Annotated in this window: 17 protein-coding genes; 3 read left to right on the top strand and 14 right to left on the bottom strand. The window is 55.5% G+C overall.

Annotated elements, in window-relative coordinates:
- Positions 1-41: 41 nt before the first annotated feature.
- The 14 genes from murG to leuO all read right to left on the bottom strand — a co-directional run bounded on the left by murG (position 42) and on the right by leuO (position 16,564).
- Entirely contained in the window at positions 42-1,112 is a 1,071-nt protein-coding gene (gene murG / locus MC50_RS12605; RefSeq protein WP_032689483.1) for an undecaprenyldiphospho-muramoylpentapeptide beta-N-acetylglucosaminyltransferase, read from the bottom strand.
- Positions 1,109-2,368, bottom strand: coding sequence for a cell division protein FtsW (gene ftsW / locus MC50_RS12600; protein WP_004857870.1), 1,260 nt, complete (start codon positions 2,366-2,368; stop codon positions 1,109-1,111). The genes murG and ftsW overlap by 4 nt, the downstream gene beginning before the upstream one ends.
- Complete coding sequence (murD, locus tag MC50_RS12595) at positions 2,368-3,684, bottom strand: UDP-N-acetylmuramoyl-L-alanine--D-glutamate ligase (protein ID WP_032698164.1); 1,317 nt, start codon at positions 3,682-3,684, stop codon at positions 2,368-2,370. Before murD ends, ftsW begins: the two co-directional genes overlap by 1 nt.
- 2 nt (positions 3,685-3,686) lie before the next feature.
- On the bottom strand, positions 3,687-4,769 hold the full coding sequence (gene mraY, locus MC50_RS12590; RefSeq protein WP_004857865.1) for a phospho-N-acetylmuramoyl-pentapeptide-transferase: 1,083 nt from the start codon (positions 4,767-4,769) through the stop codon (positions 3,687-3,689).
- Complete coding sequence (gene murF, locus MC50_RS12585) at positions 4,763-6,121, bottom strand: UDP-N-acetylmuramoyl-tripeptide--D-alanyl-D-alanine ligase (RefSeq protein WP_032689485.1); 1,359 nt, start codon at positions 6,119-6,121, stop codon at positions 4,763-4,765. Before murF ends, mraY begins: the two co-directional genes overlap by 7 nt.
- Positions 6,118-7,605 carry a UDP-N-acetylmuramoyl-L-alanyl-D-glutamate--2,6-diaminopimelate ligase gene (gene murE / locus MC50_RS12580; protein ID WP_072000033.1) on the bottom strand — a complete coding sequence of 496 codons (1,488 nt, stop codon included), beginning with the start codon at positions 7,603-7,605 and terminating at the stop codon, positions 6,118-6,120. Before murE ends, murF begins: the two co-directional genes overlap by 4 nt.
- Positions 7,592-9,358 carry a peptidoglycan glycosyltransferase FtsI gene (locus MC50_RS12575; protein WP_032689487.1) on the bottom strand — a complete coding sequence of 589 codons (1,767 nt, stop codon included), beginning with the start codon at positions 9,356-9,358 and terminating at the stop codon, positions 7,592-7,594. Before MC50_RS12575 ends, murE begins: the two co-directional genes overlap by 14 nt.
- Positions 9,359-9,373: 15 nt before the next feature.
- On the bottom strand, positions 9,374-9,739 hold the full coding sequence (gene ftsL, locus MC50_RS12570; protein WP_004857854.1) for a cell division protein FtsL: 366 nt from the start codon (positions 9,737-9,739) through the stop codon (positions 9,374-9,376).
- Entirely contained in the window at positions 9,736-10,677 is a 942-nt protein-coding gene (rsmH, locus tag MC50_RS12565) for a 16S rRNA (cytosine(1402)-N(4))-methyltransferase RsmH (RefSeq protein ID WP_004857852.1), read from the bottom strand. The genes ftsL and rsmH overlap by 4 nt, the downstream gene beginning before the upstream one ends.
- A gap of 1 nt (position 10,678) precedes the next feature.
- Positions 10,679-11,137 (bottom strand): division/cell wall cluster transcriptional repressor MraZ, encoded by a 459-nt coding sequence (gene mraZ / locus MC50_RS12560; protein WP_004857850.1) that lies wholly within the window; start codon positions 11,135-11,137, stop codon positions 10,679-10,681.
- Positions 11,138-11,797: 660 nt separating this feature from the next.
- Positions 11,798-12,802, bottom strand: a complete 1,005-nt coding sequence (gene cra / locus MC50_RS12550) for a catabolite repressor/activator (RefSeq protein WP_032689488.1) — start codon at positions 12,800-12,802, stop codon at positions 11,798-11,800.
- A 180-nt stretch (positions 12,803-12,982) separates the two neighbouring features.
- Positions 12,983-13,474 carry an acetolactate synthase small subunit gene (gene ilvN / locus MC50_RS12545; protein WP_004857843.1) on the bottom strand — a complete coding sequence of 164 codons (492 nt, stop codon included), beginning with the start codon at positions 13,472-13,474 and terminating at the stop codon, positions 12,983-12,985.
- A 2-nt stretch (positions 13,475-13,476) separates the two neighbouring features.
- Positions 13,477-15,201: an acetolactate synthase 3 large subunit gene (ilvI, locus tag MC50_RS12540; protein WP_032689489.1), complete on the bottom strand. Its 1,725-nt coding sequence runs from the start codon at positions 15,199-15,201 to the stop codon at positions 13,477-13,479.
- 394 nt (positions 15,202-15,595) lie between these two features.
- Complete coding sequence (gene leuO / locus MC50_RS12535; protein WP_099973374.1) at positions 15,596-16,564, bottom strand: transcriptional regulator LeuO; 969 nt, start codon at positions 16,562-16,564, stop codon at positions 15,596-15,598.
- 605 nt (positions 16,565-17,169) lie between these two features.
- Here leuO and leuL point away from each other — a divergent pair.
- The 3 genes from leuL to leuB all read left to right on the top strand — a co-directional run bounded on the left by leuL (position 17,170) and on the right by leuB (position 20,015).
- On the top strand, positions 17,170-17,256 hold the full coding sequence (gene leuL / locus MC50_RS12530; RefSeq protein ID WP_049267590.1) for a leu operon leader peptide: 87 nt from the start codon (positions 17,170-17,172) through the stop codon (positions 17,254-17,256).
- 96 nt (positions 17,257-17,352) lie between these two features.
- Positions 17,353-18,924 (top strand): 2-isopropylmalate synthase, encoded by a 1,572-nt coding sequence (gene leuA, locus MC50_RS12525; protein ID WP_032697254.1) that lies wholly within the window; start codon positions 17,353-17,355, stop codon positions 18,922-18,924.
- On the top strand, positions 18,924-20,015 hold the full coding sequence (gene leuB, locus MC50_RS12520; protein ID WP_032689491.1) for a 3-isopropylmalate dehydrogenase: 1,092 nt from the start codon (positions 18,924-18,926) through the stop codon (positions 20,013-20,015). Before leuA ends, leuB begins: the two co-directional genes overlap by 1 nt.
- Position 20,016: the final 1 nt, after the last annotated feature.

Below are 20,016 nucleotides of genomic sequence, written 5' to 3'. Positions count from 1 at the left end.
CGCCATCAACTTCTTTATACGGGCGGTGAGATTCACCGCGATTAGCGCGCCAGTGCTGCAGCGCTCACTTCTTCTGCTACCCGTTCGGTAGCATCCGGAATCGAGGCTCTACGCGCTCGTTCCGCCATATCCAGCAGCGTTTCCCGATCCCAGCCAGCCAGCGTCTGCACGACGGCATCGACGGTGAACTGAGGCTGTTCGAGAATTTTCGCTGCACCCGCTTTCTCCAGCGGCAGTGCATTCCAGTACTGCTGACGATCCTTGTGCTGAAACGGCACAAACAACGCCGGTAAACCTGCTGCGGCAATTTCACTTACCGTCAGGGCACCGGAACGACACACAACAACATCGGCCCAGGCATACGCCGCCGCCATGTCATCAATAAATTCAGTCACTTTATGCTGCGGCTGCCCGGCATCCGCATAGGCCTGCTGCACCGTCTGCTGGCCGCCTTTCCCGCTTTGATGCCAGATAGTGACCGCCGCGCCCAGTTTCCCCGCCACCTGCGGCATCGTCTGGTTCAGCACGCGAGCCCCCTGCGAGCCCCCCACCACCAGCACGCGAATCGCCCCCTGGCGCCCGACCAGACGCTGTTCCGGTAACGGCAGCGCAAGCACATCAGTACGCACCGGGTTGCCCACCACGTCAGCATGCGGAAACGCACCTGGGAACGCCTGCAGCACCTTCTTCGCGATCTTTGCCAGCCATTTGTTTGTCAGGCCCGCAATGCCATTCTGTTCATGCAGCACCACCGGGATACCCAGCGACCAGGCCGCCAGACCGCCAGGGCCGGAAACGTAACCACCCATCCCCAGCACAACATCCGGCTGGAAACGCTTCATGATCGCCCGCGCCTGACGCCAGGCGTTGAAGATCCGCACCGGTGCTAACAGCAGCGCTTTCAGCCCTTTACCGCGCAGGCCGGATATACGGATAAAATCAATTTCAATGCCGTGCTTCGGCACTAAATCCGCTTCCATACGATCGGCGGTACCGAGCCAGCGAACCTGCCAGCCCAGATCCATTAAATGGTGCGCGACCGCCAGCCCCGGGAACACATGTCCACCGGTACCGCCCGCCATCACCATTAGCCGCTTTTCCTGACCGCTCATCGAACACCCCGTGTAAACGCCTGGGCTTTTTCCAGACGCGTTTCATAATCAATTCGCAACAGCAACATGATGGCCGTCGACATAATCAGCAAACTGGAACCGCCGTAACTGATAAGCGGCAGCGTCAGGCCTTTCGTGGGCAGCATGCCCGCCGCCGCCCCGACGTTAACCAGCGCCTGGAAGCTAAACCAGATTCCAATGGCGCAGGCCAGGAAGCCGGAAAAGCGATGATCAATCTCCAGCGCCTTACGCCCAATCGACATGGCGCGAAAGGCGACGAAGAATACCATTAATAGGGCCAGTACCACACCGATATAACCGAGTTCTTCGCCGATAATGGCGAAGATGAAATCGGTATGCGCTTCCGGTAAATACTCCAGTTTCTGTACCGAGTTGCCTAAGCCCTGCCCCCACATTTCGCCGCGGCCGAAAGCCATCAGCGACTGAGTCAGCTGGTAACCGCTGCCAAACGGGTCTTCCCACGGGTTCCAGAAAGACGTTACGCGGCGAATACGGTACGGTTCGGCAAGTATCAGCAGCACCACCGCCGAGATCCCCATGCCGATAATGGCAATGAACTGCCACAGCTTGGCACCGCCGAGAAACAGCATCGCCAGGGTGGTGACGAACAACACCACTACCGTACCGAGGTCCGGCTGCGCCAGCAGCAGAATGGCCAGCACGAAAATCACGCCCATCGGCTTTAAGAAGCCGCGCAGGTTATTCCGGACCTCATCGCCTTTACGCACCAGGTAGTTGGCGATGTAGCAAAACAGCGACAGCTTGGTAAATTCCGCAGGCTGAATACGCAGCGGACCCAATGCAATCCAGCGCGATGCCCCGTTTACCGAGCTACCGACAACCAGGACGATCAGCAACATGACGATCGAGGCAATCAACATTGCCGTACTGTGCCGCTGCCAGAACTCCATCGGCAGACGCAGCGTCACGAGAGCCAGGCCCAGCGCCAGAAGAATGTATAACCCGTCGCGCTTGGCGAACAGAAAAGGATCGTTGGCCAACCGCTGCCCTACCGGCATGGAAGCCGAGGTCACCATAATGAAACCTACGGCGGCCAGGCCAAGCGTCAACCACAACAGCATCCGGTCATACATAACCAGGCTATCGTTATCTTTCTGCCGCGAGCCCATCACCCAGCCTTTCAACGCCGCAAACAGCCAGGCGAAGATAAACATCCCCGGCAGGCGCGGCAGTCTCCACTGAGGCATTTTCAGGCGCGGGAGGGATAAACGCATCAACCTAACTCCTTCGCCAGGCGGGCAAAGACATCGCCCCGTTGTTCGAAACTCTTAAACTGATCGAGGCTGGCACAGGCTGGCGATAACAGCACCATATCGCCCGACTTTAGCAGCGGGGCAATCTGGCGCATCGCCTCTTCCATCGTCCCGGTTTGCGTCGCCACTTCCGGGCGCAGTGCCGCCAGCTGCTCGCCATCGCGACCGAAGCAGTACAGGCAGATATTGTCGCCTGCCAGATAACGCTTCAGCGGCGTGAAATCAGCGGATTTCCCATCGCCACCCAGCAGCAGATACAGGGTACCGTCCAGATGCAGCCCGTTCAGCGCCGCTTCGGTACTGCCGACGTTGGTGGCTTTGGAATCGTTGATCCAACGCACGCCGTTATGATCCAGCACCAGCTGGAAACGATGCGCCAGACCGGTAAAGGTGGTCAGCGCCTTGAGACTGCTGGCCCGCGGCAGACCGGCAGCATCAGCCAGAGCCAATGCAGCCAGCGCGTTGCTGTAGTTGTGTTGCCCGGTGATGTGCATCTCTTTGACGTTCAGGATCTTCTCACCTTTCACTCGCAGCCAGGTTTCTCCCTGCTGGCGGTTAAGGTGATAGTCGCCGACATCAACGCCGAAGCTGATGCAACGCTCATCGGCGCCGCGTACCGGCATCGTCAGCCCATCATCGGCATTCACAATGCAGGTTTTCGCATTTTCATACACCCGCAGTTTGGCCGCACGATACTGCTGCAGACCCAGCGGGTAACGGTCCATATGATCCTCGGTCACGTTGAGGATCGTTGCGGCCACCGCCCGCAGACTGGAGGTGGTTTCCAGCTGGAAGCTGGAGAGCTCCAGAACGTACAGTTCGCGGTCCGCATCGAGTAACATCAGCGCCGGCAGGCCGATATTGCCGCCAACGCCGACATTCATGCCGGCCGCTTTTGCCATCTCGCCTACCAGCGTCGTCACGGTGCTTTTCCCGTTCGAACCGGTAATAGCGATAATCGGTGCCTGCGCTTCGCGGCAGAACAGCTCAATGTCACCGACGATTTCCACGCCAGCATCCGCCGCTGCGCTCAGCGCAGGATGCGCCAGCGCGATACCAGGGCTTGCCACAATCAGATCCGCTGCCAGCAGCCAGTCTTCATTCAGGCCCCCCACGTAGCGTTCTACCTCTTCCGGTAGCTTCTCCAGCCCGGAAGGCGCGACGCGGGTATCCATCACGCGCGGCGTCACGCCGCGCGCTATGAAAAAGTCCACGCATGACAGCCCGGTCATTCCCAGGCCAATAATGACGACTTTTTTACCCTGATAATCTGCCATGATTAACGTACCTTCAGCGTCGCCAGGCCAATCAGCACCAGCATCAGCGAAATAATCCAGAAGCGCACGATAACGCGCGGCTCCGGCCAGCCCTTCAGTTCATAGTGGTGGTGAATCGGCGCCATACGGAAGATGCGCTGACCGCGCAGCTTGAAGGAACCGACCTGCAAAATAACCGACAGAGTCTCCACCACGAATACGCCACCCATAATCACCAGCAGGAACTCCTGACGCAGCAGCACGGCAATGATGCCCAGCGCGCCGCCGAGGGCCAGGGAACCGACATCGCCCATAAAGACCTGTGCCGGGTAGGTGTTGAACCACAGAAAACCGAGACCCGCGCCCACGATCGCCGTACAGACGATGACCAGTTCCCCGGCGTGGCGCAGATAAGGGATATGCAGATAGTTGGCAAAGTTCATGTTGCCCGTTGCCCACGCCACCAGCGCGAAGCCCGCCGCCACAAATACGGTCGGCATAATCGCCAGGCCATCAAGACCATCGGTCAGGTTGACCGCATTGCCGGTACCGACAATCACGAAGTAGGCCAGCAGAATGTACAACAGCCCCAGCTGAGGCATGATGTCTTTAAAGAACGGTACAACCAGCTGGGTCGCTGGCGTATCTTTACCGGCCATATACAGCGCAAACGCAACGCCCAGCGCAATCACCGACATCCAGAAGTACTTCCAGCGGGCGATCAACCCTTTGGTGTCTTTACGCACGACCTTACGGTAGTCATCGACGAAACCGATAATGCCGTAGCCTATCAGCACGGTCAGAACACACCATACGTAGGGGTTGGACGGATAGGCCCACAGCAGGACAGAGACCACAATGGCGGTCAGGATCATGATCCCGCCCATGGTTGGGGTGCCTTTCTTGCTGAAGTGCGATTCCGGGCCGTCGCTACGAACGACCTGACCGAAGGAGAGTTTTTGCAGACGGGCGATCATGCGCGGGCCCATCCACAAAGAGATGAACAGCGCGGTCAGCAGGCTGACGATGGCGCGAAACGTCAGATAGGAAAAGACGTTAAAGCCGGAATAATATTTGACCAGATGTTCGGCCAGCCATACTAACATGTTCCATTCTCCTGTAATGCGCGTACTACCTCTTCCATGGCGGCACTACGTGAACCCTTCACTAAAATGGTGATGATCTTGTGTTCCGCCGTCAGCTCACGGAGCCGAGCCACCAGCGATGCTTTATCGCTGAGATGCTCGCCCACGCCGCTGGCGCGGCTAATCTCTGCACTCAGCACGCCGGTGCTGAGTACGCGGTCAAGCCCTGCCGCTTTTGCCGCTTCGCCAACCTGACGATGGCACGCTGCGCTTTCCGTACCCAGCTCGGCCATATCGCCGACGACCAGCACCCGGTAGCCCGGCATCTCGGACAACACCTGCACCGCGGCGGTCATTGAACCGACGTTGGCATTGTAGGAATCATCAAGCAGCAGCTGATTTTCGGCGAGCGTAATGGGGAACAGCCGTCCCGGCACCGCTTTCAGCTGCGCCAGACCGGCTTTCACCGCATTTAAGTCGGCGCCCACCGCCATAGCCAACGAGGCAGCCGCCAGCGCGTTAGCGATATTGTGGCGACCCGGCAGCGGCAGCAGAACATCCACGTTCCCCATCGGGGTTTGCAGCGTAAATTCTGTCCCGTGGCTGGTAACATGAATCTGGGTAGCCGCAAAATCGCTGTTGGCCGCATTCGGCGAGAAACGCCATACCTTGCGTGCGCCAATCACGCTTTGCCAGTTCAGCCAGTCGTTATTGTCCGCATTCAGGATGGCAATGCCGTTTTCCGGCAGGCCGGTAAAGATTTCGCCCTTCGCTTTCGCGACGCCCGCGAGGGAACCGAAGCCTTCAAGGTGAGCGGCAGCCAGATTGTTGACCAGGGCGGCTTCCGGGCGCGTCAGGCTGACGGTCCAGGCAATTTCGCCCTGGTGGTTCGCCCCAAGCTCGATAACCGCATACTGGTGCTCTTTGGTCAGACGCAGCAGCGTCATCGGCACGCCGATATCGTTATTCAGGTTGCCGGCGGTATAGAGCGTATTGCCGCACTGGCCGAGAATCGCTGCGGTCATCTCTTTGACCGAGGTTTTCCCGGAAGAACCGGTCAGCGCCACAACGCGGGTCGGCACCTGTTGGCGAACCCACGCCGCCAGCTCGCCAAAGGCCAGGCGGGTATCTTTCACCACTACCTGAGGTAAATCACACTCCAGCTGACGGCTGACCAGCAGCGCGCCGGCGCCGGCTTGTTTCGCCTGCTCCGCGAAATCGTGAGCATCAAAACGCTCGCCCTTTAAGGCAACGAACAGGCAGCCTGCCGTGATCTTACGGGTATCCGACGTGACCTCATCGATGGCCAGATCGCGACCCTGCAGTTCGCCACGCGTCACGTCGGCGAGCTGGCTTAACATCAAGCGAATCATGCTACCGCTCCCAGCAGACGGGCGACGGTGACGCGATCGGAGTAGTCAAGACGGCGATTGCCAACAATCTGGTAATCCTCATGACCTTTGCCCGCGACCAGTACGACATCCCCCTCGGCAGCCTGCATCACGGCGTTCGTCACCGCTTCAGCCCGGCCTTCTTTGACCTTCGCATGTCCGGCATCAACCATACCAGCGAGGATATCGTTGATGATGGCGCGCGGTTCTTCGGTACGCGGGTTGTCATCGGTCACGACAACAATATCGGCAAATTCTTCGGCGATGGCGCCCATCAGCGGGCGTTTGCCCTTATCGCGGTCACCGCCGCAGCCGAAGACGCACCACAGCTTGCCGTTACAATGCAGACGTGCCGCCTGTAACGCTTTTTCCAGCGCATCCGGAGTATGGGCATAATCCACCACCACGGTCGGTTTGCCCGGCGCGCTGAACACTTCCATACGGCCGCAGACCGGCTGCAGTCGAGCCGCGGTTTTCAGCAGCTCAGCCAGCGGATAGCCCAGCGCCAGCAGTGTGGCTAGCGCCAGCAGCAGGTTGCTAACGTTAAAGGCGCCCATCAGACGGCTTTCAACTTCGCCCTTGCCCCAGCTGGAATCAAACTGAATGGTTGCCCCGCTATCGTGGTAGTTCACCGCCGTAGCCTTCAGCCAGCGGCCGTGACAGTTCGGGTTAATGTGATCTTCCATCGAGACGGCAACCGCGTCCGGCAGCTTCGCCAGCCAGCGGCGGCCCACTTCATCATCGGCGTTGACGATAGCCTGTCCGCAATGATGGGTGGAATAAAGCAGCCATTTTGCCGCTTCGTAATGTTCCATATCACCGTGATAATCCAGGTGATCGCGGCTCAGGTTAGTAAAGACCGAGGCGGCAAATTGCAGCGCCGCTACGCGGTGCTGAACCAGACCGTGGGAAGAGACTTCCATGGCCGCGAAGGTAGCGCCCTGCCCTGCCAGGCCAGAAAGCACGTGCTGGACATCGACTGCAGAACCGGTGGTATTTTCCGTCGGAATAACCTTGTCCAGCAGACCGTTGCCGACCGTTCCCATCACCGCACTGGTTTCACCAAGCAAGTTGGCCCACTGCGCCAGCAGTTGCGTGGTCGTGGTTTTACCGTTGGTACCGGTGACGCCAATCAGGCGCATTTGCCCGGAAGGCTGATGGTAAAAACGCCCGGCCAGCGCGGATAAGCGCTCGTTGAGCTGGCTGAGATAAATGACCGGCACGCCGTGCATTTCACGGATTTCGCCGTCAGCAGCCTCATCTTTGGCCTCTGCAATAATGGCAGCAACACCTTGCGCTATCGCCTGCGGGATATAACGACGCCCGTCCGCCTGATGACCTAATACCGCGACAAAGAGATCGCCGGAAGCAGCCACCCGGCTGTCCAGCGTCATCTCTCGCAGAATTCGCTCCGGCGCATTTGGCACCCACGGAGCGAGAAGGTCGCGCAAATTACGATCTGCCACCTGTTCCCTCGCCTTGATTAATCACAAATTCACTTTTTTCGCCCGTTGCCAATGCATCCGGCTCGATGTTCATGGTGCGCAGTACGCCGCCCATGATGGCACCGAAGACCGGAGCGGAAACGGCGCCGCCGTAGTATTTACCCGCCTGCGGGTCGTTGATCACCACCACCAGCGCAAAACGCGGGTGGCTGGCGGGCGCAACGCCTGCGGTGTAAGCAATATATTTGTTGATGTAGCGGCCATCTGGCCCCACTTTCTTCGCCGTACCGGTTTTGATCGCAATGCGGTAGCCTTTAATGGCCGCCTTCACGCCGCCACCGCCGGGCAGCGCCACGCTTTCCATCATATGCACGACGGTACGAACGAGAGGTTCCGGGAACACGCGCTCACCGGGAACCGGTGGATCAACTTTGGTAATCGACAGCGGGCGATAGATGCCATAGCTGCCGATCGTGGCATAGACTCGCGCTAACTGTAACGGCGTTACCATTAGCCCGTAGCCGAAAGAAAAGGTGGCCCTCTCTATGTCAGACCACCGTTGTTTTTGAGGATATAAGCCACTGCGTTCTCCGACCAACCCCAAATTGGTCGCTTTTCCCAGCCCAAAACGTGAGTAAGTATCTACTAACGCTGAGGACGGCATCGCTAACGCCAGTTTGGAGACACCGACGTTACTCGACTTCTGTAATACCCCGGTCAGGGTCAATTCGCTATAGCGCGCCACGTCTTTGATCTCGTGGCCGTTAATACGGTAAGGAATGGTATTCAGCACGGTATTTTCGTTCACAATGCCGCGCTGCAGCGCCGTCATCACCACCATTGGTTTGACCGTCGAACCCGGTTCAAACACGTCGGTGATGGCGCGGTTACGCATGATGTCTTTCGCCGTACCGGAGAAATTATTCGGGTTATAGGAGGGGCTGTTCGCCATCGCCAGCACTTCGCCAGTGCTGACATCGACCAGGACCGCACTCCCCGATTCCGCTTTGTTAAACGCCACGGCATTATTCAGTTCGCGGTAAACCAACGCCTGCAGGCGTTCATCGATACTCAACGCCAGATTGTGCGCGGCCTGGCTGTCGGTAGAGGAGATATCTTCAATAACGCGGCCATAGCGGTCTTTACGCACGATACGTTCGCCGGGTTGGCCGGTCAGCCATTTATCAAAGCTCTTCTCGACCCCTTCAATCCCCTGGCTATCCACGTTAGTGAAGCCAATGAGGTGAGCGGTAACTTCACCTGACGGATAGTAACGGCGCGACTCTTCGCGCATGTGTATCCCTGGCAGCTTCAGCTTCTTGATGTAATCCGCCATATCAGGGTTGACCTGACGCGCCAGATAGATAAAACGCATTCTCGGGTTGGTGTTGATGCGCGATGCCAGCTGATCCAGCGGCATGTTTAACGCATCGGCCAATGCCTTCCAGCGGTTATCGAGGGTCACACCGCCGGCATCATGCAGCTCTTTCGGGTCCGCCCAGATAGCCTTCACCGGCACACTCACCGCCAGCGGGCGGCCGGAGCGGTCAGTAATCATTCCGCGGGCGGTGGAGACTTCCTGCACGCGTAAAGAACGCATATCACCCTGACGAACCAGCATGTCCGGGCTGATCACCTGTAGCCAGGCCACGCGGCCCAGCAGGAAACACAGCGCGATTAAAATACACCCGCACAGCAACGCAAAACGCCAGCTAATAAAGCTGGCCTGTTCTTCCTGACGTTTTGGTTTTAGCGTTTTCGGCGCTGCTTTCATGCGTCGCAATAATCCTTATTTTTGTACAACGATATTTTCTTGTGATGGATCGACGTGTTGCATCTGCAACTTCTCGGTCGCGATCCGCTCAACCCGACTATGATCGCCGAGCGCGTTCTCTTCGAGGATCAGGTTTCGCCATTCAATATCCAGCGCGTCACGTTCCAGAACCAGTTGTTCACGCTGCGCGGTTAACAGACGGGTATGGTGAGCCGTCGTCACCACGGTAATCGCCGTAATGATGATGCAAATGAACAGGCAGAGTGGCAGCTTCCCAAACCGCAGAAGATCGTCCCCGATGACGCCAGGCAAGGCATGGCGCTCGTTGCTTCCTAACGATCCTTTAACTTTGCTTAAGGCTTCTGTCACTCTGCCGATCATGCGTTCGTCCTCTCTGCAATGCGCAGAACTGAACTACGGGCCCGTGGATTCTCTGCCACCTCTTCTTCGCCCGGCATCAACTTGCCTAGTGCTCGCAACTCACGGCCACCCAGTTTTTTGAGCTGCTCTTCGGTCATCGGTAACCCGGCCGGAACCTGCGGACCGCGGCTTTGCTCACGCATGAAGCGCTTCACAATACGGTCTTCCAGCGAGTGGAAACTGATGATCGAAAGCCGCCCGCCCGGGGCCAGCACGCTGAGCGAGCTTTTTAGCGCCTGCTCTATCTCCTCCAGTTCACTGTTCACCCAGATGCGCACCGCCTGGAAGGTACGGGTCGCGGGATGTTTGAATTTGTCCTTCACCGGCGTCGCCGCCGTCACCACTTCCGCCAGCTCTTTCGTGCGGGTCATGGGCTCGATACGGTTACGCTCGACGATGGCGCGCGCAATACGCTTACCGAAGCGCTCTTCGCCGAAGGTTTTAATCACCCAGGCGATATCCGCTTCGTCCGCCGTCTGAAGCCACTCGGCGGCAGACTGGCCGCGTGTGGGGTCCATACGCATATCCAGCGGACCATCGCGCATAAACGAGAAGCCACGCTCTGCGTCATCAAGCTGAGGTGAAGAGACACCAAGATCGAGAAGAATACCGTCGATCTTGCCAGTTAGTCCGCGCTCACTAACATAATCAGCCAGCGCAGAGAAAGGTCCATGTACGATGGAAAAGCGAGGGTCATCGATGGTCTTCGCCACGGCGATAGCCTGCGGATCGCGATCGATAGCCAGCAAGCGTCCTTCCGCTCCCAGTTGGGAAAGGATCAGGCGCGAGTGTCCACCGCGACCAAAGGTCCCATCAATGTAGATACCATCCGGACGAATATTCAGGCCGTTAACCGCTTCATCCAGAAGTACCGTAGTGTGTTTAAAATTTTCCATCATGTTATAGAGACAAATCCTGCAGACGCTCCGACAACGCGTCGGTAGACGACTGCTCAGCGTCGATATCTTCCTTGACCCGTTGATACCAGGTCGTTTCATCCCACAGTTCAAACTTATTGAACTGTCCGACCAGCATCACTTCTTTTGTCAGCCCGGCATGCTGCCGTAACACCGGCGCAATCAGGAGACGCCCGGCATTATCCATCTGACATTCGCTGGCATGACCCAAAAGCAGACGCTGGACGCGCCGCTCAACGGGATTCATGCTCGATAAACGCGACAATTTTTGCTCGATGATTTCCCATTCAGGCAAGGGGTAAAGCAGCAGGCACGGGTGATGAATGTCAATGGTACAAACCAGTTGACCGGAAGCGTCTTCGATCAGCCCGTCGCGGTAACGCGTCGGTACGGCCAGACGGCCTTTGCTGTCGAGATTGACTAACGTTGCCCCACGGAACATGCCAGCCTCACCCCTTTTCGCCACTTTAACCCACAAATTCCCACCAGAAGGAGTTTACGGAGCGGAGGAAAAGCTTGTCAAGCCAGCACGAATACCAACGAAGCTCAAAAACCCATTATTTGCAGCCGATATTAGGCCTGATGAAATAATCATCAACAAACGAGGCAAATTAACGCTATGAATACGTGTAAGAAAACAACCAACAAATTCGTAACAGTTAAAAGCAACAAAATATCTTCGGTGGGAAAATATAAAGTGTCAGTTTGCGACGCGAGCGGCATTTTAGGCGATTATGATGTCCGTTAACAGTGCCTGTTATCGTCAGAGAAGCACTCTTGTCGCGGGGTGCAGGGAGATGGCCGGGTGATGAGCCGTAAAATGAGTGTTAATTCAGCGATTAACTTAATGAATGTAACAAAATAATACAAATAAAGACTGATTTAACTTTTTTTATAGCTAACGGGCGCCGGAAAGCGGCGACTCCAGAATAAAACAAAATAATGCGTAAAGAAGTTTAGGGATTTGTCTGAAAGCGATTCAAATTTACTTTTTTATGGTAATTTGTACGGATTATCGCCAGACGACTTTCGTCTGGCGAGTCGTGCCACTCTTTTCCGGCTTTTCAACACACGCCGATGCGGCGATCGAAAACCTGGCGCATCAGCGACGGTTCAAACTTCCCCGGCGATACAAATTACGACGGATACGGCTTAACCCCGGTTTTGGCTTACGCGGCTCATCAAGGCTGGCGAGGACAATTTCCAGCACGCGTTCCGCCACATCGCGGTGGCGCTGGGCCACGGCCAGTACCGGACACTGCAGGAAATCGAGCAGCTCATTGTCGCCGAAGGTCGCAATAGCCAGTTCGGACGGCAGCTTCCCTTCCCGACGCAGCGTCACATCCATCACCCCCTGCAACAGCGGAAATGAGGTTGTGAACAGCGCCTGCGGCATTGGATGCGTTTCCAGCCATTTCTCAAACAGCTGCCCTGCCGCTTCGCGTTCAAAGCTGTTGGCGTACAGATACTGCACTTCACGCGGATCGTCATGCCACGCGGTACGGAAACCCTGTTCACGCAGGAAACTGACCGACAGCTCCGGTAGCGCGCCAAGATACAGGACGTTTTCCCCCGGGAATTTGCGCAGTTCAGCGGCCAGCATTTCGGCATCATCCTGATCGGCGCCAACAACGCTGGTGAAGTGCTCGCGATCGAGCGCGCGATCCAGGGCGACAATCGGGAAAGGATCGTTGGCCCAGCGCTGATAGAACGGGTGCTCAGGAGGTAATGACGTCGAGACGATAATGGCATCCACCTGGCGCTGTAGCAGATGCTCAATGCAGCGCATCTCGTTGTCAGGCTGATCTTCCGAACAGGCGATCAGCAGCTGATAGCCGCGCTGGCGCGCCTGACGCTCAAGATAGTTAGCAATACGGGTATAGCTGGTATTTTCCAGATCGGGAATCACCAGACCAATAGAACGCGTGCGTCCTGCACGCAAGCCGGCAGCGACCGCATTCGGATGGTAGTTGTGCTCACGAACGACGGCCATCACCTTTTCGACCGTTTTGTCGCTGACGCGGTACTGTTTCGCTTTACCGTTAATCACATAGCTAGCGGTGGTACGCGAGACACCGGCCAGCCGGGCGATTTCATCCAGTTTCACAATTGCCCCTTGGGTAATGAGTACAGAACATAACCTTTCTTCAGCTATGGATTCATTTTCATAACATCTAAACGCAGAATAGTTAGCGCAGCAACCGGTTTTGTCTACAGTTCCCACCGATTTCGCAAAAAAATAACCCGACAGATTGTGTCGGGCTATTTTTACGTCAGTTTCAGGGACTCAGCGCATGATTTTATCGCCGCGCGAGAGTCCTACCACACCGGAGCGTGCCACTTCGACAATCCGCGCAACGTCGCGTAACGAAGCAATAAAGGCGTCCAGTTTATCGCTGGTCCCGACCAGCTGGACGGTATACAGTGACGGCGTGACATCGATGATTTGCCCGCGGAAAATCTCCGTATTGCGCTTCACCTCTTCACGGCCAAAACCGCTCGCCTGGACTTTCACCAGCATGATTTCACGCTCAACGTGCGAATTCTGCCCCAGCTCGCTGACACGCAGGACATCCACCAGCTTGTGCAGCTGTTTTTCAATTTGCTCGATCGCTTTCTCATCGCCAACGGTCTGGATAGTCATTCTCGAAAGCGTCGGATCGTCGGTGGGGGCCACCGTCAGGCTTTCAATGTTATACCCGCGCTGGGCGAAAAGGCCGATGACGCGTGATAAAGCGCCTGATTCGTTTTCCAGTAATACAGATAATATCCGGCGCATAATCAGGTTCTCTCCGTTTTGCTCAACCACATCTCATCCATGCCGCCGCCGCGGATCTGCATGGGATACACATGCTCGCTGCCGTCCACCGTCACATCAACGAACACCAGACGATGATTACGCACCTGTTCCAGCGCTTCGGCCAGCTTAGACTCCAGCTCCTGCGGTTCGCTGATGCGAATCCCTACGTGCCCATAGGCTTCCGCAAGCCGGACGAAATCCGGTAGCGACTCCATATAAGATTGTGAATGGCGACCGGAATAGATCATATCCTGCCACTGCTTCACCATCCCGAGGTAGCGGTTGTTCAGATTCAACACCAGCACCGGCAGCTCATACTGCAGCGCAGTGGAAAGCTCCTGAATATTCATCTGGATACTGCCATCGCCGGTCACGCAAACAACCGTTTCTTCCGGCAAGGCCATCTTCACGCCGAGAGCAGCAGGCAAACCGAAGCCCATCGTGCCGAGACCACCTGAGTTAATCCAACGTCTTGGCTTGTCGAAAGGATAGTAAAGGGCGGCAAACATCTGGTGCTGACCCACATCGGAGGTGACGTAGGCATCGCCGTTGGTCAGGCGCCAGATAGTCTCGATGACGGCCTGCGGTTTGATCTTGCCGCTTTGCGTATCGTATTGCAGGCAGTGGCGCGCGCGCCACTGCTCGATCTGCTGCCACCAGTCGCGGATCTCATCCAGCGGCTGCTGCGCTTCTTCCTGCTCCAGCAGTTCAAGCATTTGATCCAGTACCTGACGCGCATCGCCGACGATCGGCACATCCGCCGGCACCGTTTTCGAAATAGAGGTCGGATCGATATCGATATGCAGCACCGTCGCATTCGGGCAGTACTTCGCCAGATTGTTGGTTGTGCGATCGTCAAAACGCACGCCGACGGCAAAGATGACATCGGAGTGATGCATCGTCATGTTGGCTTCATACGTCCCATGCATCCCCAGCATACCTAACGCCTGGGAATGGGTGGCCGGAAACGCACCGAGCCCCATCAGCGATGACGCAACCGGCAGATTCAGTTTTTCTACCAGGGTGCGCAGCTGTTCTTCACATCCAGCGTTAATCGCCCCGCCGCCGACGTAGACCACCGGATGTTTTGCCGCTACCAGCGTCTGCAGAGCGCGTTTAATTTGCCCTTTATGACCACTGGTCGTCGGATTGTAAGAACGCATGCTGACGGTATCCGGCCACGCGTACGGCAACTTGTTCGCCGGATTAAGGATATCTTTTGGTAAATCAACAACCACCGGACCCGGACGCCCGCTGGCAGCCAGCCAGAACGCTTTTTTCAGCACGCCGGGAATATCTTCCGTCTGCTTGACCAGAAAACTGTGTTTCACCACCGGCCGGGAGATGCCGACCATATCGCACTCCTGGAAGGCGTCATAACCAATCAGGGAAGTCGCGACCTGCCCGGAGAGAATTACCAGCGGAACAGAATCCATGTATGCCGTTGCAATACCGGTAATGGCATTGGTCGCGCCCGGACCCGAAGTCACCAGCACAACCCCTACTTCCCCGGTCGCTCGGGCAAGGCCGTCCGCCATATGCACCGCCGCCTGCTCGTGGCGCACCAGAATATGGTCGATACCCCCCAGGGTATGTAATGCATCATAGATATCGAGGACCGCGCCTCCGGGGTAACCGAATACTTGCTTGACGCCCTGATCGACAAGCGATTGGACGACCATCTCGGCTCCTGACAACATCTCCATGGTTTGCCTCCAGGCTTATTGTTTCTAACGACAGCAGAATTCAATTTCCGCGCGTTCGCACAATGCCAGGAATCGGCTCCTGGCCATTGAGGTGAATGGACTGCGTGCTCTTACCATAACTGCTCGCCAACGGGCAGGCAATTAGCGACCTCAGGCGTATGTGAGCCACCAAAAGAATAAAAGATAAGAATTTGATATGAAACGTGGTTGAAAGCTTCATAAATAAGATGCGAGCGCTGAAATTACTCGGACAAATTGTCTGATGACAGAAATTCATCCATTTTTCACTTGCTGCACGCGCAGGCGGAGAGCGGCAAACAGGATAAAATTCTATATTTTGTGGTTTTGATCACATAAAGCGAGAGCGACCGCTCCCGCTCAGGCACAGCTATATTTAGCGCTGGCAAATTCGCACCAGCAGATCTTGCATCCACTGATGACCTTTATCTCTTCCGGCAGCCTCATGCCAGGAAAGAAAACAGGTACGGTTATTCACTTTTAGCGATAGTGGCAATAATTGCAGGTTCAGCTTTTCTGCATACTCACTCGCCAGCCAGCGCGGGGCAATGGCTACCATATGGGTTTGTGATACCACATTAAGTACGCTGACCATCGCATTCCCTTGATACGCAATTTGCGTCTGCTTATTGACAGAGCTGTACCAGGGCAGGCTAAACGAAGCATAGCGATCCAAAGCCACAACCGCATGTTCTTCGCGATAAATATCTGCTTCCGTTACCGGTCCGGAAATACGCGGGTGTTTACAGCTGGCGACTAATATCATTTCATCTTTAAACAACGGCACACAGGCAAACTCGGGGCGGCGAAACTCCTCATAGCCAACCACAAACTCTATTTCCTGATAGCGTAATTGATGTTCGGTGTTTTGATTAAGTGATGCTTTAAAAATTAAATGAATATTCGGTGCAACTTCGTTAACTTTGTTAAATATAACCGAAGTAAGATAGTTATCTAACGGGCTACAAATGCATAGATTAAAAATGCGCTCGCTGCTTATCGGTTCAAAATCGGACCCCGGTAACTCATTTTGCACCAGCTGCAGCGCCTGGCGTATTGAGCCAAATAGCTGAAATGCACGCGCCGTCGGCTGGATCCCCCGCCCATAACGCACGAACAGCTCATCGTTAAACATCACTTTCAATCGTGCTACGGCATTGCTCACCGCGGGCTGAGACATCCCCAGCGAATGCGCCGCCCGCGTAATATTTTGTTCCTGCATTACCGCATCAAAAACGGTAAGCAGATTAAGATCGACCGTTCTAAGCTGAGGTTTGGTGACCTCCTCACCGGAGGGGAGTGTCCTCTCAGAGTTTTCAATTATCATATCCAGCTCCACCATCACGTTTAATTCCCTTTTAAAAATGCGGCAATCAATAGAGGAAATATCATTTACCATACATATGTCATTTACAAAAGAGCAGGCGCGCATTTTAGGAATTTATCAAAATTATAAGTGAAGCCAGATCCGCTAAATTATCGGGAAAATTCCTAACTCACTTAAACCCTATCCGTTACTTGATAATGTAAAGTGTACTCATAATTAGCAAAAACAAACAACACCCACCGCAATTAACTTTAATTTAAGTATGATTAACACATTATTTCGCCGTCTGTTTTAAATGAATACTCTGTTATCATTGATGATTCACATGCTCTCAAGACAAAATGTTCATAAAATCAATAAATCTGGCGACTTCATTTCGATATACACTCCCACTTATTCACGTTTTTCCCCTCCCGGATGAAACAGAATCGCGGTGGCCCGTTTACTTTCATTCCTGACAACTTCACCTCCTGATACTATCGTCGGCAAAAATGCGCGATCGCCAGCACAATTAGCTAATACCTCCCGACAGAAAACAGGTGTTTTTCTTTATCAGGGGTTGACATCAAAACGCGTATCCAGTAACTCTAAAAGCATATCGATTTCATCTGGAGCATGACGCAATGATTCGCACCACTCGTTTCACCGGCCTACTACTACTAAACGCATCCACTATGCGCGGTAGGCTGTTGGGCGACGTTCAGCGTTAAGTCATCTTCCAGCAAGACTATAAAACCCGCGCCATTGCGCGGGTTTTTTTATGCTCGTCAGCAAGGCGCCCAGGACACCGATTAAGGATCTAAACCATGAGCCAGCAAGTCATTATTTTCGATACGACCTTACGTGACGGGGAGCAAGCGTTACAGGCCAGCCTGAGCGTGAAAGAGAAGCTGCAGATTGCGATGGCCCTGGAGCGGATGGGCGTTGATGTGATGGAAGTCGGCTTCCCGGTCTCATCTCCTGGCGACTTCGAGTCCGTACAAACCATCGCGCGTACCATCAAAAACAGCCGCGTCTGCGCCCTGGCCCGCTGCGTCGAGAAAGACATTGATGTGGCGGCAGAATCCTTAAAAGTCGCTGAAGCGTTCCGCATTCACACTTTTATCGCCACCTCGCCGATGCACATCGCCACCAAGCTGCGTAGCACCCTGGATGAGGTCATCGAGCGCGCAATCTATATGATTAAACGCGCACGAAATTATACCGACGACGTCGAATTCTCCTGTGAAGATGCGGGCCGTACGCCGATCGCCGATCTGGCGCGCGTGGTAGAAGCCGCCATCAACGCCGGCGCCACGACGATTAATATCCCGGACACCGTCGGCTACACCATGCCGTTCGAGTTCTCTAACATCATTACCGGCCTGTACGATCGCGTCCCTAATATCGACAAAGCCATCATCTCCGTGCACACCCATGACGACTTAGGTCTGGCCGTCGGCAACGCCATCGCTGCAGTCCACGCCGGCGCGCGTCAGGTCGAAGGCGCCATGAACGGCATCGGTGAGCGCGCGGGCAACTGTTCGCTGGAAGAAGTGATTATGGCCATCAAGGTGCGCAAAGACATTATGAATGTCCGCACCGGCATTAATCACAATGAAATCTGGCGTACCAGCCAGACGGTCAGCCAGATTTGCAACATGCCGATCCCGGCGAACAAAGCCATCGTCGGCACCGGCGCCTTCGCCCACTCCTCCGGTATCCACCAGGACGGCGTGCTGAAGAACCGCGAAAACTACGAAATCATGACCCCGGAATCCATCGGTCTGAATCAGGTGCAGCTGAACCTGACTTCCCGCTCCGGCCGTGCGGCAGTGAAACACCGTATGGAAGAGATGGGCTACAAAGATACCGACTACAACATGGATCACCTCTACGACGCATTCCTGAAGCTGGCAGACAAAAAAGGCCAGGTCTTTGATTACGATCTGGAAGCGCTGGCGTTCATCAACAAACAGCAGGAAGAGCCGGAGCATTTCCGCCTGGATTACTTCAGCGTGCAGTCAGGCTCCAGCGATATCGCCACGGCCTCGGTAAAACTGGTCTGCGGTGAAGAGACCAAAGCGGAAGCCGCTAACGGCAACGGTCCGGTCGACGCTATTTATCAGGCAATCAACCGTATCACCGGCTATGACGTTGAGCTGGTCAAATATGACCTGAACGCCAAAGGTCAGGGCAAAGACGCGCTGGGTCAGGTAGATATCGTCGTGACCTACAACGGTCGTCGCTTCCACGGCGTTGGTCTGGCGACGGATATCGTTGAATCCTCCGCGAAAGCCATGGTTCACGTGCTGAACAATATCTGGCGCGCAGCAGAAGTCGAAAAAGAATTGCAACGCAAAGCTCAAAATAACGAGAACAAGAAGGAAACCGTGTAATGTCGAAGAATTACCATATTGCTGTTTTGCCAGGTGATGGCATTGGCCCGGAAGTCATGAACCAGGCGATGAAAGTACTGGAAGCCGTTCGTCACCGTTTTGATATGCGCATTACCACCAGTCAGTATGACGTCGGCGGCATCGCTATCGACCGTCAGGGCACCCCGCTGCCGCAGGCAACCGTAGAAGGCTGTGAGCAGGCCGATGCGATTCTGTTCGGCTCCGTAGGCGGCCCGAAATGGGAACATCTGCCGCCGGCCGGTCAGCCGGAGCGCGGCGCGCTGCTGCCGTTGCGTAAACATTTCAAACTGTTCAGCAACCTGCGTCCGGCGAAGCTGTACCAGGGGCTGGAAGAGTTTTGCCCGCTGCGCGCGGATATCGCGGCAAACGGCTTCGACATTCTGTGCGTCCGCGAATTAACCGGCGGCATCTACTTCGGCCAGCCGAAAGGCCGCGAAGGCAGCGGTCAACACGAAAAAGCGTTTGATACCGAGGTCTATCATCGCTTTGAAATCGAGCGCATCGCGCATATCGCGTTTCAGTCCGCGCGCAAACGTCGTAATAAAGTGACTTCTATCGATAAAGCGAACGTTCTGCAGTCATCCATTCTGTGGCGCGAAGTAGTCAGCGAAGTCGCCAAAGAATACCCGGACGTTGAGCTGGCGCATATGTACATCGACAACGCCACCATGCAGCTGATTAAAGACCCGTCCCAGTTCGACGTTCTGCTGTGCTCCAACCTGTTCGGCGACATCCTGTCTGACGAATGCGCCATGATCACGGGTTCAATGGGTATGCTGCCGTCGGCCAGCCTCAATGAACAAGGTTTTGGTCTGTATGAACCGGCAGGTGGCTCAGCCCCGGATATCGCTGGTAAAAATATCGCTAACCCTATCGCGCAGATCCTCTCTCTGGCGCTGCTGCTGCGCTACAGCCTGGATGCCGATAACGCGGCAACCGCGATTGAAAATGCGATCAACCGTGCATTAGAAGAAGGCGTGCGTACCGGCGATTTAGCGCGGGGAACGGCAGCGGTCAGTACCGATGAAATGGGCGATATCATTGCCCGCTATGTCGCTGAAGGGGTGTAAT

It is taken from the genome of Klebsiella planticola (genome assembly GCF_000783935.2).
Classification (GTDB): domain Bacteria; phylum Pseudomonadota; class Gammaproteobacteria; order Enterobacterales; family Enterobacteriaceae; genus Klebsiella; species Klebsiella planticola.
Note: the sequence above shows the minus strand (reverse complement) of the source record. Positions and strands in the feature narration are given on the sequence as shown.